The organism is Nonomuraea sp. NPDC050540, from assembly GCF_044457485.1.
GTDB lineage: Bacteria > Actinomycetota > Actinomycetes > Streptosporangiales > Streptosporangiaceae > Nonomuraea.
This window is the reverse complement of sequence record NZ_JBITHA010000004.1, coordinates 194,736-208,400: the sequence shown is the minus strand read 5'-3', so window position 1 is coordinate 208,400 and position 13,665 is coordinate 194,736. Positions and strand designations below refer to the sequence as shown.

Here is a 13,665-nt window from a genome sequence, read left to right as displayed (position 1 = left end):
GTGAGGGTCAAACGCGTAGCCTGTCCCGCATGCCGTACCGAGTGAGCGTGGTCGTGCGTTACCGCAAGGCGGTGACCTACGGCGTGCACGCGCTGCTGGCCGCGCTCGAGCGCGCGGGCGCGGAGTGCGAGATCCACTTCGGCGCGACCGCGGCGGAGACGGCGGCGCTGGTCGCCGCGAGCGGCGGCGAGCGGGTGCTGGTCCTGTGGTCGTTCTACTCCCCCGACGCCGAGGCGATGGCCGCCGAGCTCGCGGAGGTACGCGCGCTCGGCGACGACCCGCGCGCCCTGCACATCGCCGGCGGCGTCCACGCCACCGCCGAACCCCAGCAGGTCATCGACGCCGGCTGGGACCTGGCCGCGATCGGCGAGGGCGAGTCCACGATCGTGGCGCTGGTGGCGGCGCTGCGCGCGGACACTCCGCTGCGCGAGGTCCCCGGCCTGGCCCTGCGCGACCACGACGGCGTGGCGCTGCGCACCCGCCCGGCCCCGCAGCTCCCGCTGGACGCCTACCCGTCCTTCCCCGACCGGCGCCGCAACTTCGGCCCCGTCGAGATCACCCGCGGCTGCCGCTACACCTGCCGCTTCTGCCAGACGCCCTTCATGTTCGGCGCGCAGTTCCGCCACCGCTCCGTGGAGTCGGTGCGCGAGCACGTCCGGCTGATGACCGCGCACGGCCTGAAGGACGTGCGCTTCATCACCCCCACCTCCCTCTCGTACGGCTCGCCCGGCCCGGACCCCGATCTGAACCGCGTCGAAGAGCTCCTGGACGGCGTCCGCTCCGAGCTACCGGCCCACGGCCGCGTCTTCTTCGGCAGCTTCCCCTCCGAGATCCGCCCCGAGCACGTGACGCCCGAGGCGATGCGCCTGCTGAAGCGGTACGTGGCCAACGACAACATCATCATCGGCGCCCAGTCGGGCTCCGACCGCGTCCTCGACGCCTCCGGCCGCGGCCACGGCGTGGAGCCCGTGCGCGCCGCCGTGCGGATCGCCATGGAGTACGGCTTCCGCCCCAACGTCGACTTCATCTTCGGCATGCCGGGCGAGTCGGCGGCCGACCAGTCCGACTCCCTGAAGCTGGCCGCGGACCTCGCCGCGATGGGCGCCCGCATCCACACGCACACGTTCATGCCGCTGCCCGGCACGCCGTGGCGCGACGCCGAGCCCGCGTTCATCCCGGTCTCCACGATGACCGAGCTCGACCGCCTGGCCCAGCGCGGCGACGCCTACGGCCACTGGCGCAGGCAGGCCGAGCACGCCACCCGCCTGGCGGAGACGGCCAAGTCGTACCCGCGAAGAACACCGCGCCGCCGTACCTGACGGACGTGCTTCACACGCGACGAGCAGCGGCGATAGCGATGCGTCCAACGTGGTGCCTGGGCCTGGCGGACCTACCACGCGCGGGTGAGGGGGTCCGGCGGGCACTCCGCCACCGCGATCCGTTCCGGCGCGGACTTCGAGGTCGAGCTGCCCACGGAGGCCGGCGGTCTCCTGCTGCCGTCCCGCTACTACGCGCCCTGGCGCAATGATCCCCGCCCGTGGGGCGGTCTCTTCCAGGGGCGCGTCAGCGGATTCCGGCGCAGACAGCGCCGCCACGAGCAGGGTCCGGCCGAGCTCACCGAGTTCTACCGGTGGCGGGAGGCCGCGGAAGGGCCACTGTCTTCCCGCTCGAACACACCCACCTCGATGGGCACCGCGACCTCGTCCCAGGCGGGCTCGCGCGAGGTGATGAGCACGTGCCCCGGCCCGGAACGCGGCAGGAACGACCCCACGGTCATTGCGACTTCGCCAAGGCCGTAGGAGGCACTCAGGCCGGACCGGATCAGATGGGCGGCAGGTCGAAGTCGCAGTCCATTCGCGTGTCCTGCGCCAAGGCGAGCTGGGCGTCCGGGTGATCGGCGCCCATGCCCTCGGCATAGCCGCGCTGGGTCTCGGCGTGCAGCGTGTCACCCTCCTCCGTCCGGCCGGAGACGCGTGTGTCGAGGAGCAGCAGCGGGTACTCGCGCGTGAGGATCCTCCGCAGCCTGGTCATGGTCTCCATGCCCAGGGGCCGCGGCCCCTTCGTGCTCGCCCAGCGCGGCATGATCGCCGGCCAGGTTGATGGCGCGGGTCAGGGCATAGTGGTGGTCACGTCCGAGGCACCGGTCGAGGCCGGTCAACGCCCGTTCGTTCGAGCGCTTGGCCGCCTCGGGGTCGCCGCGCAGCCGCTGCAGGATCGCGAGGTTGGTCGCGCAGCCGTACACGTAGGGGTGGCTCTCGCCGTAGACGGCCTCGTACATCGCGACCGCCTGCTCGGCGATCGCGTAGGCCGCGGCGATGTCGCCGATCGCGCGCAGCACGTTGGACAGGTTGCCGGCCACCGTGGCGGTCTCCGGGTGGTGGTCGCCCATGCTGCGCCGTAAGCGGGCATGCACGTCCTTTGGCGAGCTCAAGCGATCCGTCGAAGTCGCCCGCCCTGCGCTTGGCGATCGACAGATCGCGGGCCGGGCGCGGCGTCCGCGGGTGCTCGGCGCCGAGCTCCTGCACCCCGTAGGCGTAGGCGTCCTAGCCAAGGTCCATCGCGCCGCGCGAGTCACCGGTCAGCCGGACGGCCTTGGCCAGGCCGTTCCAGCTGTTGAGCATGTCGGTCTCGCAGATCCGCTTCCGACGCTGTTTCGGAGCACGACCTCGTGCAAGGTCCTGGCAGCCTCGTAGTCGCCGTTCAGTCCATAGTCGACAGCCAAGCTTGTTCATGATTCGCAGGGTCGTCGGCGCCTGATCGCCGAACGCGGTGACGTGCTGGGACTGCAGCCGTTCGTCCAGTTCCCCGCGGGAAGCCGGTCTCGACCCGCCTGTTCCAGGGCGAGGGGAAGATCACCGAGCTGCTCCGCCAAGCGGTCCGCGTCACTGTCGGACAGCGAAGCCCGCCTGGACAGGAACTCCACGGTGTCGACGATGCCCTGCCATTGGTGGTTCCGCGAGGTGATGATCACCTGGCCGGGCCCGCGCGGGATGAGGTCGCTGATCTCCTCCGGCTGGTCGGCGTTGTCGAAGACCAACAGCCATCGGTCGTACGGCTCGCCGCGCCGCAATGCGTCGAACACCGCGTCCGCCGCGTCCTCGGCCCCGCTCCTGCTCGGCCTGCAGCTCCAGATGTGGCGCCAGGCCTGCTATCGACGACTTGACCAGGACGGGCTGCTCTGCCGGAACCCACCAGACCACGTTGTAATCGGACCGGAACCGGTGGGCGTACTCGACCGCGAGTTGTGTCTTGCCCACGCCGCCCAGTCCGTGCAGGGCGTGCGGGACCACGGCGGTCACCTCGGTGGACAGGCCCGCGTGCAACCGCTCCAGCAGGATGGACCGACCGGTGAAGGTGACGTTACGCGGCGGGATCCTGCCCCAGACCTCGGGAATCCGCCCAGCCGGCCGTTAACCTGACTTCACGCCTCCGAGGCGGGGACCGTCCACCCGATAATGGAGGCTGAGCCTTTCCAGCTCCCAGGACTCATTTGCCGTATCACTATGGTTATCCTCTTGCCGACAGAGTTCCGGATCGTAAAAGGGCTTCAATGAGCGATGAGCAGGCTGAGCCAGGCCTAGTCGATACGAGTGACTTGTCGCTGGTCAAACTCGACAAACTGGACAAGTCAGCACTTTCCCATGCGCTGCGCACATTGATGCGCGTAGGTGAAGATGCGATGGGGCCGATCTCCGGGTTCAGCCAGAGCATCGATGGCCACGTCACGCCCCGGTCACGCCACAACCGCACATATCAGCAACAGTGACAGCCCATAGAGCCCGATGGCGAAGTGCAGGACCGCCCACAGCCGATGAAGGCGAATGCGATGCATCCGGGGAAAGGCACGGTAGTGATCAGCGCGCGCTTGTACCAACCTCTCATCCGTGCCCAGTACCCCACGCTCCGCGAGGTCTTTGGTCAAAGCACGCGCCTGAGACAGGTGGTAGGAAGCTCGCTCGTAGTACTTTGAGACGGCGACGGCGCCGTACAGGCCGGCCATCGAGATAAAGACACACAAGGGCAGGACGTACAGCGAGAAGCGCTGCTGAACGATCAGAGCGCTCAAGGCGGCCGTGATTACCATCAGAAGGTTGCTGAGCGTCGAGCGCTGGGTCTCACACTGGCGTAACTGTTCCCGATGTTCCTTCCAGTAGGCGCGTATCGCTTCATCCGAGATCTCGGCCATTGACTCCGCCTCATCTGCATCCGGATACCATCTGCCGCACGAACCGCCACGGTTCACAAAGTGAAACCTCGACCAGTGGAGACATCATATCGTGAGAGCCTTTATCAGCAGCGTACGGAAGGGCTTGGAGGAAGAACGCGACTCCATCCCCGGCTTGATCACCGCGCTGGGCCATATCCCAGTGCGCTTCGAAGACTTCTCAGCCCAGACCACTCCGAGCAGAGAAGCGTGTCTGGCCGCCCTGGAGTCCGCAGATGTCTGTCTGTTTCTTATGGGTGCCCACTATGGCCATGTGTTCCTGGAAACTGGACGGTCGGCCACGCACGATGAATGGATACACGCGCAACGCCTGGGGAAACCACGACTGGTCTTCCGTAAGAACGGTGTGAGACTCGAGCCCGATCAGCACGAATTCATGCGCATCGTGGAGGCGTACGGGACGGGTGTGTTTCGGGACTCCTTCTCCAGCAGCATGGAGCTTCAGACCAAGATCGTCAAATGCTTGCACGAGCTGGATTCACAACCATCTCCCCTAGAATTCAGAAGATTGACTCAGCAGCCTCCTCTGATCTGGATCGCAGATGACGGCGGAGTAAATTCATTCAGGAGCATCCAAGAACCCCTTCTCGAACTACACACGCTACCCATGGATCACCCTGGATACTCGGTTCGCGAGATGGACCGACTCGTTGATTCGCTGGTGCGTCGGGTTCGCGGGGCCGAATATATCGAGACCAGCCAGGCGCTCAATCTTCTCAGATCCCAGGATCATGCGGCCGTCAGTACCGATAACGATCAGCGGCGCGCAGGGGACAAACCTCAGAACGGAAGAATCAGGGAAGTTCGGTTGCATAAGACGGGGCAGGTCTCAGTTCGATCAACCCTCCCCCGAGACCAGATGGGCTCAATTCTGGATCCCAAAGCGCTACCGGAGCAGCTCGCTGAGATGCTGCGCTTTACAGGAGCGTTGGGCCTTATCCAGCAAGGACGTGTCGTCGTGGCCGCCGGCGTGCCGTCGGACGGACGCATCAGCGTCGATACCTTTGACCCGCATCGCTCGCGAACCCGTGCTCACCCGTTGGGCATTGGCCGTTCGGTTGGCATGTATCAGACGGAACCGGACGAATCCGTCAGCCTGGCAGCTTTGGATAGTGGAGCTCACGAAGTCGGCAGCGTCCTATCCCGAGCACTGTTTGGCCGGCTACCGACGTAGTCATCCGTAGTTCCCTGATCCAGCAAGTCGCTCCGCCTGGTGAACCTCCTTCTCCGGCCTCCTCAAGTGCCGCGCCTCATGGCAGGCGGCCTTTGCCCGTCATCAGAGATGGGAGTCCGACCTCGTCTTCACCCCCAGGCACGGCACACCCACGAAGCCGCAACCTGAAGCGCGCCTTCGGCGTCCGGTGCAACAGGGCAGACGTCCCGCACATCCGCGTACCTGCGCGTCGCTGCTGGCCGCCCTCGGCGTGCACCCGCGCGTGGCGACGTGGATCCTCCGCCACATCCAGACGACAGACCCCGCAGCCATACAAGATCGAAAAAGGCCCTCTGGGATGATCCCGGAGGGCCTTTGAGCTGTGGTGCGGCCGGAGGTACTCGAAACCCCAACCTTCTGATCCGTAGACAACGGCGGTGCAGCAGTACAGAGGTCATTCCGCTGGTCAGGTGTGTGAAGGGGTACGGAGTGATGAGCGTCTGAGAGGCGGCGTTGCTGTATCTCCGTGCTGTACAGCTGAGGTCATCCATTCCAGCCTGAAGGGCATTGCGTCCTGAGGGTGGAAGCAGGCGGCTGCCTTCCGGCGCAGGGCGAGTCAGTCGACCAAGTCCTTCGACGCCACCGTCTCATCTGCGGGTGGCGGTTGGATGTCCACCTTCATCCCCCAGTGTGACAACCGGAGGTCCGCAGCGAAGACGTGATACGGCTCCTCGTTGGCGGTCCTGCCGCGGCTGTCGTTCGGGTCCCGCCAGGTGCTCCACGCCCTGCGGACGAGTTGGTCACGGCCGATCCACAACCGCCAGGACACCTTCCAGGAGGCGTACTTGCCGGTAGGCGGGATGTTGCGGAAGCCGATGCGCATGCCCGGATTCACTTTGTGAAGCTGGGCAAAAGTGATGCTCCCCTCGTGGAGGGTTGTGGGCACGCCGTCATAGACCCCGGCGGGCCGCTGGCGCACGGTGGTGGCCAGGACTGCCCTCAGCGTGGCCGGATCGCTCAGGCTGAGATGGAAACCGGACTTCAGCACGAGCCGGCACGGCCATTCGTAGGTCACCCAGGTCTTGCCTGGCGGCAGCGGACGGTCAAGGTCGGGCTCGGCGTACAACTGGTAGCCGCGCTTGCCAATGCAGATGTTGCGCGTGCCATCAGGTGCCGAGTTGAAGTCCCTCAGGTCCGTCGCGACAATCTTGCCCTTGCCGAATCCGACGACCCCGCGCACCGGCTTGGTCGCAGACCACTCGCCGAGCATGCGCATCCAAGAACGCTGAACGATCTTCACCCCATGGCCCGGAACGAGTTGGCGCTGAATGGCATCAACCGGATCCACGACGGCATCGGCCCGCGCGGCAGGCCCCACAGTCACCATAGATGCGGCTATCAACAGAACTGCCGCCACCATACGTCGCCTCATCACGCACAGATCCTCGCAGCGACAGATCTCATGGTGATCACACTTCGTCTGGAGCAGGACCGGTGAGAGGCCACGCCGAAGCACTTCACAATGAGGGAGATGCATGCCTCAAGTCAGAGGGCCAGCGCACAGGTCAGACGTGAGACAGGGGTTGGTGGGATGTGATCACGCACGGCGGTGACGCTGTCCGCCGCATCCGGCCGGCGAGCAGTTCCGCCATCCGGTGGCAAGTGGACCCGTACCGCAGGGCCCCAGGCCCGAGGAACGGAAGCCGCGCGGCAGAGCCTTCGACACCCGCATTAGGAGAGGGAGGGCGGAGCCACGTTAATACATACATTGACCTGCTGAAACACAGTGATGATCTCGAACGGCAACTTTGATCATCCCGCGCATGTCTCGCGTCACCCACTGACCATGGTCGCCATGTCATCCGGTGGCAAGCCGACCCGGAGCGCAGGGCCGCCAGGCCCGAGCACCGGAAGCGGTGCGGCAGATTCCACGGTACGCGACTACCTACGTAGCGGCGCGGCAACTCAAAGGCACTCGCTTTAATCCCATTTAGACTTCATTGTGAGATCAATCTTAGCCTCATTAAATACATTAATCTCCCACTCCTCGACCGGTCGATTCAGCCGCACGGTCGACAGCATCGGCAGGCGCAAGAGCGGGGACAGGTCAGTTATACGCGGACAATCGAGACTGATTGCCTGCAGTCCGCAGCTCTCTTGCAGACCATTAAGGTCGTTCAGGGTGACGGATACAATGTCAAGCCTCTTTAGGCCGCAGAGGTCACGCAGAGGTGAAAGATTCTCAAGCCAGCTGTCCGCCCATATGTGCATATCTTCAATATGCTCGATTTCCCCAGCATATCGAGATACCTCGACCACGGTGGGTGTCCGAACAAGATACAGGCTCCGAAGCTTCGGAATGTCGCGGACTACTCGCAGCATGCTGGATTGCTGGAGATCGCCAAGCCTTAGAGTCTCGAGATGCTCCATCCCACTCAGAGGTTCAAGGCTGGAAACAGAGGATAGCTGGTATACCCAAAGTTCGCGGAGTTGATTCAATGTGGATACAAATTGGATATCTTCGAACATGCCACCACTGCCGATAGCCAGCTGATCTAGATTGTTCAGTACAGACACCGGAGAAAACGAGTTGATGCGCGCTGCGGACCAAAGGGTCAGTGATTTCAAGTGCGGCGCGAGCTCGGCTACCGGCGCCAAGTCCCTGAATCTGCCCTCTAGCCATAGCGCCTCGATGTGTGGCAGGCCCTCTATATCTGCTGCGATATCGACCACATCATGGAGTTGCACTCTCTGAATCGCCACGAGGTTTCGTGTCGCCCCATTAAGAAATCGAATAGCGCTTGCAACTGCACGATCTGTAATCATAAAGAATGATTCACGAAATTCAACATTCTTGAGGACTTTTTCGCCATACTCCTGTGGATCGAAGTATTTGGCCTGATCTATTAGTGCAGCGACGATTGCTGAACGCGGATCTTTCGAATACATGGCTAACCTATTGAGCGCATCTACCCCTCCAACAAGCGCGACAGCGGCAATTGTGGCACGAGAGACTGGCACCGAAAGCCCAGTAATACTGTCCGGCATTAGATGGATTATTGAGGGGCCGGCCGAAATAAGAGACTGGACCTCTGTAATCGTGCGCGGAGGAACGAGAGCACGCACATGGCTCTCCACCCTAGAACGCAATTCCGGCGCGATGGGACCAGCAGTCTCAACACATGCAGCTGCAAGCAGACGCAAGCGTCGAGCGTAGCGTTGCTCTCGTTCAGCTCGATGCAATATCCCTTCGACTAGTGCCGTGCGGGTAGGAAGATTGCCGTGCCCCGCCGCCATCACCACAGTTTCTCGCCACGTATCGAGGTGGGCCTTGTCAACCAGAAGCCCTACGTCACCTTGTTCTGCTGCCTCGCGCGCAGTCAAATACTCTTGAAAGGTTCGATGCACAAAGCTAATCCTGCTGGGAGCTACCTCACGCACTACACTACTTCTGTTGGTGAGATATTCGAGGATGGATTTTGGATCTTCTTCTGGCAAGGCAAGCATCTTAACTCGTTCAGATATCTGCCGAATAGCTGTCTCGGAATCTAGCTCGGTTCTGCCGTTCAGCGACATACGCCACGCAAGATACTGAAGTATCTGCAGCTTCGAATCGATATCCAGATATGGGACTGCATCGACAATAACACCGCGCTCCACGTCTCGACGCTCAAGAAGCATTTCAAGCGCCGCCCGATAGATCCCCATCCTATCTGGTGGCAAAGAGCTATGGCGATCAAGATTGAGAGCACACAGCATTGCACAAAGCAATGGGCTGGTGGCCAGCGCTTGCAGATGCGGAGCGGTGTCTAATGCCGATACCAGCATGCGTTCATGCTGAATCAGTTCGCGTGTGTCACATGGGGAGTTTCCGGATGCTGAGATAGCTTCATGCCAATGTGCGATTAGCGCCCGAACCTCGGACGGCCCCATGCGATCAAGGATTGCAGACCCAAAGTTGAGATCTTCTAACCATCGATGCTTTGCCGCGGATGGTCGTGCGGTTACAACTACCTTGACTTCTGGGAACTGTTGCAATAGCGCCTTTAGCCATTTTCGTACCCGCGGACGTTCTCCAGACGGCAGTTCGTCCACTCCATCCACTAGAAGCACTGCTCGTCCCGTGGCGAGAATACGATGCGCCCATCCAGTCGGCATAAGTTCGACGAGTGGTGCAGCAATCTCGTGTATAAACGCCTCTGGCCGTGGGAGTGGCTCACCGACGAAGCTGCGAAGCCTAACGATATATGGAACGCATGCATTCCACTCACCCAAATCGAGACTGAGAGATGATCTTGAGGCGCTCACGGCTAGCCAGGCTATTAGAGTCGTCTTGCCAGAGCCTGCCTCACCCCTAATTAGGGTCCGCTGACTGAGGCGAAGAATCCTCTCGATTTGGAATGATGGTGATTCTGAATCCACCTCGCCAGATTGAAGTTTTCCTCTTCCCCAGCCGGTTGATGTGTGCCGGTGTGTGATCGGATTTGATGTCACACGAAGAGGTATATAGGCGACACTCAAACTAGTGCTAAGGCGATAGCGATGGATATCGACACCAAACAGCTCAAGTTCGTCGAGCATGGTGCTGATATGAGTCATGTACCGATTGGTAAACTCCGCATCGTGCTCAGCTCCGTCGGGGGCGTCGATTGAACGCGCAGGGATCCGCTCTAGAACAAGTTCAACTCGACGAGCAAGCGAGGTTGACCGCGCAAGAAGTTCCGCAATCGCACGAGCCTTAAAGGGGGCTACATGAACAATCAGTTGAATATATAGGGCGCAACATTCACTCGTCACTCTAAAAAACAGGGCTCTAGCGGGCTCTCCCAATCCCGCTAAGACGGAGCTCTCCTGAGCCTGTTCCTTGATTCTCCTTTCGAGAAGCCTGGCGTCAACATCGTCATCAAAGAGCGCAGTATCGGTGAGCTCGACGGCTTGGAATGTTTCAGCGACTGCAAAAGCCACCGCGCTTTTGTCGCCGTCAGTTAGACCGCTCCACTCATAATCAAGCAAGGGCTCTATTCGCTGCGCAACAGAGTCTGTAGCTGCCTGAATCTCTCTTTTAAGAGCACGCTTCTTAAAGTCATCAGCGATGCGAACATTTATGAGGTGTGATAGTGCTTTCGTGCGCAAGCGCTCATTCTCTCTATTGATGAGAATTGCTCGCACAATCGGTTGAATAATCGACCTTGCAATCACGAGTGCAGACGACACCTGACACAGGGTAGGGCATCACTTGCAATCAGGACGAAAGATGCGATAACCACATATCCGAAACCCATGATCTGGACCTGCTAATTTGGGGCGTAGGGTCCATCGAGGTCAGCGCATCTAGCTGAAGAGGCTGATGTGTGGGTATCGTCTCGCGATGGACTGAAGGCGACTCGGCGCAGAGAGTCTTTGATGCCTTCAGGTGTGGAATCTGGACCCTTCATGCCGCGGTGAGTCCGCTTCATGCAGGTCGTCATGATCGTTTTAGATGTCGCTGTTCGAGTGGCGCGTGGGCGGCGCTGGCCGCGACCGGCCGAAGAGCCGCAGCACGGCCAGCGACCGCCCCGACGCGCGCCGGCCGCCGCAGGCGGGCGGCCTTGATAGACGTAGAGATATTTGGGTTGCAGGCTCAACTCGTTCTCTGGACAGGGCTCGCTCGGCTCCAGATGCGTTCGAGGCCGCTGAGGTAGACGGCTGCGGTGCCGTACTGGCCAGCGTGGTGAAGGTGGATGACGGGTGCGTCTGGTGCTTTCGTTCCGTAGGCGTGGGCGTTGACGAAGAGGTTGTCGTCGGCTCGGTAGATCGAGTTGTAGAGCACAGTGCGGTGGAGGCGAATGCCGGCGCTCGGTACCTCTCGGATAGGGCTGAACAGGGTGAGGGCGTTGCGGACGCGGGCGGCCATGATGTTGGCGCCGATTCCCTCGTCTGAGCCTCGTGCGGCGACCTCGGGGCTGTCGGGATCACCCAGGAGGATGCGGAGCTGCACTCCGGCCCGGCCGCGCTCGGCGATCAGATTCATGAGTCCTGCGTCCTCGGCGAGGAACAGACCGCTGTAGGTGAGGATGTCGATCCTTCTCGTGGCCGCGGCGAAGAGGTGCCGCCATGCCGCATGTGGAACGGCCCAGCGGTGCGGGTAGACGGCGCGGACCTCGTGGTTGATCATCCGGTGGGCGCCGGCGGCTTCGGGCCAGAGGTCGGCTTCGTCGACCTGGAGGCAGTCGGCTACGGCTGCGCGGTGGCGTGGGTAGGGGATGCGGCCGTGTAGCCAGCGGCTGACGGTTTTGGGGTCGACGCCGAGGCGGGATGCGAGGTCGAGCGGTTGCAACCGGGCGTGGGCCATGGCCGCACGCAGGTAGTCATTCACGGGGACGTTCCCTCCCACGCAGCAGGCTCCTACGCGGACGGTAACACAAGACGTCCCTAGACGTCCCACAGACGCGGTGCCGATGTCGATGGCCGCGAACGAAGCTCGTTCGCACGACATCCGCCACCGAAGGGCCTGAACATGAGCGCGACAGATGAAGCCCCTGAATACGCTGGCCGCCGGGTCCTTCCGCACGATGCCGCCCGGCTCCTTGTCGCCGAGCTCGCCGCCCGTGGCGTTGACGCTGACCTACAGCCGTTCTTCCAGGGCCGGGCCTGGGTGTCGCTCTGGGGTGGCTTGCTCGTCAGTTGCGATGGCCTGCTCTTTTCCTGGATCACCGGCGCGAACGGCGCAACCCCAATCTGGGACCACGCCCCCGCCGACGACCCGAGCACCGCGGCGGCCAAGCTCGTCACCCGTTACGACGAGCTTCGGGCTCAGCACCCCACCCACGGCCGTCCCCTGCCCGAGGTCGCCGACCTCCGGGCGGCGGTTCCGCAGTGACGATCTATCCGATGGTCCCGTTCATCCCGCCGGCATGGGGTCCGGACCAAGAGCTCACATCCTGCCCTCCGATCTGCCTGGGCGACCCCACCGACAGCGCGAGCCTGCATCGATGTGAAGCCACCCACTGGTGCGGCCTGCGCCACTGTCTCAACCAGTGCGGTGACCTCATCTGCGGCACCTGCTTCCCCGCCCTGCCGTTCGAGCTCCACCTCCAGGCGAAGAGGCACCTGAAGCCGCCCAACCCCCAGATCTACACACCCTTCCCGGGTTACGCCGTCTCGCCTGCCAAGAGGAGTACGGACGCAGCGGCGTAGCGGGGGAACGCGCACGCGTACCTCTGCTGCGGGAGGAGCGTGCGCACCCCGCTTCGGTCACCTCCTCCCCGAAGCGGGGGCGAATCCGCGCGACCGCGATCTCTGCGGCGGTCGCTCACCCCCTGGCAAGGCCCAGGCCAGGGGTCAAGTGGGGCCTCCGGGTATCGCCTGGTACTCCATCCGGAGGCCCCACCATCCAACCAGCGCCGAGATCGGAAACCCATGGACATTTACGCAACCCAGCGCAAGGTGATGTTCCCCGACATCGAATCGGCCACCTTCCCGGACGTCTGGTACAGCGACGATTGGCAGTGCCACATCAGGTTCCTGCTCCGCACGGGTACGGCTCACCGTGAAGTCAACGCCGCCCTGGTCCTGCTCAAGATCCCCACCATCCCCGATGCCGCCTGGGACATGGCCAAAGCCGAGACCCCCATCCACATCCCCGCAGGCCCGGCTCAGCATGCTCACGACCTCTGGCTTTCGCCCGAATCGCAGCACAAGATCCGAACCTGGGCCGGCGAAGGCACCACCCTCGAAGAGGCCAACGTGTTCCTCCGCTACCAGACCACGCTCCCACCGATTCCCCCGGACGCATGGGACGCGGCCCTCACCGACCCGAACCCATAGCGTCGATGCCCACAGCCGACGAAGACCGGCCATGGCTCACCGGCAAGCGCGTCTTCCCCCAACTCGCCGCACGCCTGCGGACCCGCATCACCACAGGCGTCTACCCGGTGGACAGCGTCCTGCCGTCCGAAGCTGAGCTTGGGCGCGAGTTTCGGGTCGCGCGCAACACGGTACGGCGCGGCCTGGCGATCCTGGAGAGCGAGGGCCTGATCATCACAGTCCCCTCCAAGGGCCGCGTGGTGACCGGCGGCCGCGACGAGAGCACGGCGTACCGCTATGAGGTCATCGCCGGCGACCTCCGGGACGCGATCAAGCGGGGTGAACTGGCTGAGGTGCCCAGCGAACGCACCCTCCGGCGCCGGTACTCGGCGTCGCGCAACACGGTACGGCGTGCGCTGGCCGTACTGGAGCAGGAAGGTCTTATCCACGCACAACAGGGGAGGGGGCGATTCATCCAGCCGAAGTGACTTCCAGGTGGGAC

General features: G+C 62.9%; 13 protein-coding genes. 7 read left to right on the top strand and 6 right to left on the bottom strand.

Going from position 1 to position 13,665, the window contains the following annotated elements:
• Positions 1-29 precede the first annotated feature (29 nt).
• Positions 30-1,319 (top strand): TIGR04013 family B12-binding domain/radical SAM domain-containing protein, encoded by a 1,290-nt coding sequence (locus tag ACIBI5_RS15580; protein WP_397247195.1) that lies wholly within the window; start codon positions 30-32, stop codon positions 1,317-1,319.
• A gap of 84 nt (positions 1,320-1,403) precedes the next feature.
• Positions 1,404-1,799 carry a hypothetical protein gene (locus ACIBI5_RS15575; protein WP_397247193.1) on the top strand — a complete coding sequence of 132 codons (396 nt, stop codon included), beginning with the start codon at positions 1,404-1,406 and terminating at the stop codon, positions 1,797-1,799.
• Between the two features lie 146 nt (positions 1,800-1,945).
• Here the strand turns inward: ACIBI5_RS15575 and ACIBI5_RS15570 are convergent, their stop codons facing one another.
• Together ACIBI5_RS15570 and ACIBI5_RS15565 are read right to left on the bottom strand one after the other, a co-directional pair.
• The gene (locus ACIBI5_RS15570) at positions 1,946-2,413 is read right to left on the bottom strand and encodes a tetratricopeptide repeat protein (RefSeq protein ID WP_397247191.1); all 468 of its coding nucleotides are present in this window, start codon (positions 2,411-2,413) and stop codon (positions 1,946-1,948) included.
• Between the two features lie 315 nt (positions 2,414-2,728).
• Positions 2,729-3,082, bottom strand: a complete 354-nt coding sequence (locus ACIBI5_RS15565) for a hypothetical protein (RefSeq protein WP_397247189.1) — start codon at positions 3,080-3,082, stop codon at positions 2,729-2,731.
• 468 nt (positions 3,083-3,550) lie between these two features.
• Between ACIBI5_RS15565 and ACIBI5_RS15560 the strand changes: the two genes are divergently transcribed.
• Positions 3,551-3,766, top strand: coding sequence for a hypothetical protein (locus tag ACIBI5_RS15560; RefSeq protein ID WP_397247187.1), 216 nt, complete (start codon positions 3,551-3,553; stop codon positions 3,764-3,766).
• Here the strand turns inward: ACIBI5_RS15560 and ACIBI5_RS15555 are convergent.
• On the bottom strand, positions 3,734-4,186 hold the full coding sequence (locus ACIBI5_RS15555; protein ID WP_397247185.1) for a hypothetical protein: 453 nt from the start codon (positions 4,184-4,186) through the stop codon (positions 3,734-3,736). The two genes, ACIBI5_RS15560 and ACIBI5_RS15555, sit on opposite strands and share 33 nt — an antisense overlap.
• A gap of 91 nt (positions 4,187-4,277) precedes the next feature.
• Here ACIBI5_RS15555 and ACIBI5_RS15550 point away from each other — a divergent pair, with 91 nt between their 5' ends.
• Positions 4,278-5,399 (top strand): DUF4062 domain-containing protein, encoded by a 1,122-nt coding sequence (locus ACIBI5_RS15550; RefSeq protein ID WP_397247183.1) that lies wholly within the window; start codon positions 4,278-4,280, stop codon positions 5,397-5,399.
• Between the two features lie 595 nt (positions 5,400-5,994).
• On the opposite strand, the gene ACIBI5_RS15545 is transcribed toward ACIBI5_RS15550, so the two are convergent.
• From ACIBI5_RS15545 to ACIBI5_RS15535, 3 genes are all read right to left on the bottom strand, one after another.
• Positions 5,995-6,798 carry a hypothetical protein gene (locus ACIBI5_RS15545; protein WP_397247181.1) on the bottom strand — a complete coding sequence of 268 codons (804 nt, stop codon included), beginning with the start codon at positions 6,796-6,798 and terminating at the stop codon, positions 5,995-5,997.
• Between the two features lie 560 nt (positions 6,799-7,358).
• Positions 7,359-10,592 (bottom strand): NACHT domain-containing protein, encoded by a 3,234-nt coding sequence (locus tag ACIBI5_RS15540; protein WP_397247179.1) that lies wholly within the window; start codon positions 10,590-10,592, stop codon positions 7,359-7,361.
• A gap of 406 nt (positions 10,593-10,998) precedes the next feature.
• The gene (locus ACIBI5_RS15535; protein WP_397247177.1) at positions 10,999-11,733 is read right to left on the bottom strand and encodes an XRE family transcriptional regulator; all 735 of its coding nucleotides are present in this window, start codon (positions 11,731-11,733) and stop codon (positions 10,999-11,001) included.
• A 141-nt stretch (positions 11,734-11,874) separates the two neighbouring features.
• Between ACIBI5_RS15535 and ACIBI5_RS15530 the strand changes: the two genes are divergently transcribed.
• The 3 genes from ACIBI5_RS15530 (at position 11,875) to ACIBI5_RS15520 (ending at position 13,651) form a co-directional block, all read left to right on the top strand.
• A complete protein-coding gene (locus ACIBI5_RS15530) occupies positions 11,875-12,237 on the top strand; it encodes a hypothetical protein (protein WP_397247175.1) in 363 nt (120 codons plus the stop codon).
• A 569-nt stretch (positions 12,238-12,806) separates the two neighbouring features.
• On the top strand, positions 12,807-13,184 hold the full coding sequence (locus ACIBI5_RS15525; RefSeq protein WP_397247173.1) for a hypothetical protein: 378 nt from the start codon (positions 12,807-12,809) through the stop codon (positions 13,182-13,184).
• A gap of 5 nt (positions 13,185-13,189) precedes the next feature.
• The gene (locus tag ACIBI5_RS15520) at positions 13,190-13,651 is read left to right on the top strand and encodes a GntR family transcriptional regulator (protein ID WP_397247171.1); all 462 of its coding nucleotides are present in this window, start codon (positions 13,190-13,192) and stop codon (positions 13,649-13,651) included.
• The last annotated feature ends 14 nt before the right edge of the window (positions 13,652-13,665 follow it).

Bases quoted from the DNA above. Each gene is read 5' to 3' on its own strand.
- ACIBI5_RS15580 (WP_397247195.1), top strand. From the start codon at position 30: ATGCCGTACCGAGTGAGCGTGGTCGTGCGTTACCGCAAGGCGGTGACC.
- ACIBI5_RS15560 (WP_397247187.1), top strand. From the start codon at position 3,551: ATGAGCGATGAGCAGGCTGAGCCAGGCCTAGTCGATACGAGTGACTTG.
- ACIBI5_RS15555 (WP_397247185.1), bottom strand. From the start codon at position 4,186: ATGGCCGAGATCTCGGATGAAGCGATACGCGCCTACTGGAAGGAACAT.
- ACIBI5_RS15545 (WP_397247181.1), bottom strand. From the start codon at position 6,798: ATGGTGGCGGCAGTTCTGTTGATAGCCGCATCTATGGTGACTGTGGGG.
- ACIBI5_RS15530 (WP_397247175.1), top strand. From the start codon at position 11,875: ATGAGCGCGACAGATGAAGCCCCTGAATACGCTGGCCGCCGGGTCCTT.
- ACIBI5_RS15525 (WP_397247173.1), top strand. From the start codon at position 12,807: ATGTTCCCCGACATCGAATCGGCCACCTTCCCGGACGTCTGGTACAGC.
- ACIBI5_RS15520 (WP_397247171.1), top strand. From the start codon at position 13,190: ATGCCCACAGCCGACGAAGACCGGCCATGGCTCACCGGCAAGCGCGTC.